Source organism: Candidatus Obscuribacterales bacterium, assembly GCA_036703605.1.
Classification (GTDB): Bacteria; Cyanobacteriota; Cyanobacteriia; order RECH01; family RECH01; genus RECH01.
Window position 1 is genome coordinate 1 of sequence record DATNRH010001047.1, and the last position, 1,410, is coordinate 1,410.

Consider the following 1,410-nt stretch of genomic DNA (forward strand, 5'->3'; position numbering starts at 1 on the left):
GAACCCGCCTGTAATTCTCGCGAGCATATCTCTTAAATACTGTTGTTGCCCAGATCATGATGGGCAGCACAGTGAACGTCAACAGCGATAATCTTACGTTCATGCTCAGCATGACGATGACGATCCCGACCAGGGCAAACAGGTCGCGAGCGACGGCCAATATCGCCCAGGTGATAAATTCCCTGAGCACACCGACATCATTGATCACCCTGGTGATGACGCGACCAACGCTGTAATGGCTGTAAAAACCGAGCGAGAGGTTCTGTAAATGTTCGAAAAGGTGCGAACGCAGATCATAAATGATAGATTGGCCGACTCTGGCCATCAGATTGACCCGCAGAAATGTTGAGATCCATTGGATGATAGCAATCAGCAGGTAAAAGAGGATCGTTTGACGCAGGACGGTTATTGAACCAGCAGCTAATCCCGAATCTATGGCGACCTTAACCAGATATGGTCCGGTGACGGCTGCAGCTGAACTAACCAGCATCAATCCGATAGCCGAGATGAACTGCCAGCGGTAGGGACGCAAAAAAACCAGTAAACGTCGTGAAATCTGGGGATCATATCCCTTGAAAGCAAGATCCTCATTGGGTGGGGGTATGCTCATTCAGCCTCCCATTCTTGTGGTCTAGAGGCTGGATAGGCAGGAGTTGGGGAGAACTGCAAAGCCCTGACCTCATCGCGAAATCTCTCCTGGTCACGCAGCTGCAGATTATAAATCTCCCGATAGAGGCCATCTTGGGCAAGCAGCTCGAGATGGGTGCCGCGTTCGAGCACCTGCCCGTCCTCCATGACGAGGATCAGATCAGCGCGCTTAACTGTGGAGAGACGATGGGCAATAACAAATGTTGTACGTCCTTCCATCAATTGGGTCAAAGCTTTCTGGATCAAGTGTTCGGTGCTCGTATCGACGCTGGAGGTCGAATCATCGAGGATCAGGATTCGTGGGTCCATCAGCAAGGCACGAGCGATAGCAACTCTCTGGCGCTGACCACCAGAGAGAGTAATACCCCGCTCGCCAACGATCGTGTCATAACCCGCGGGGGTTGAAAGGACGAATTCGTGTGCCTGGGCGGCTTTGGCAGCCTCATAGATCTCTTCATCGCTGGCCTGCGGACGTCCGAAGGCAATGTTCTCGCGGATGTTGGTTGAAAAGAGTAAGGAGGTTTGCAAAACGATGCCGATCTGCATCCGTAGAGAAACCAGGTCCACCTCACGGATATCGTTGCCATCTACTAACACCTCACCTTGAACGACATCATAGAAGCGAGGGATCAGGTTGACCAAACTGGTCTTTCCTGATCCGGTAGGCCCGATCAAGGCGATGACCTGGTTGGGTTAAACGGTCAGATTGATCTCACACAAGGCATGAGATGATTCTCCCCGATAAGCCAGTGCGACATTATT

General features: G+C 51.6%; 2 protein-coding genes. Both read right to left on the minus strand.

Annotation, left to right across the window (positions count from 1 at the left end):
• Positions 1-610: ABC transporter transmembrane domain-containing protein (locus V6D20_21325; protein ID HEY9818323.1), on the minus strand; the 610-nt coding region annotated here is incomplete at its 3' end.
• Positions 607-1,329 carry an ATP-binding cassette domain-containing protein gene (locus V6D20_21330; protein ID HEY9818324.1) on the minus strand — a complete coding sequence of 241 codons (723 nt, stop codon included), beginning with the start codon at positions 1,327-1,329 and terminating at the stop codon, positions 607-609. The genes V6D20_21330 and V6D20_21325, both read right to left, overlap by 4 nt.
• Positions 1,330-1,410: the final 81 nt, after the last annotated feature.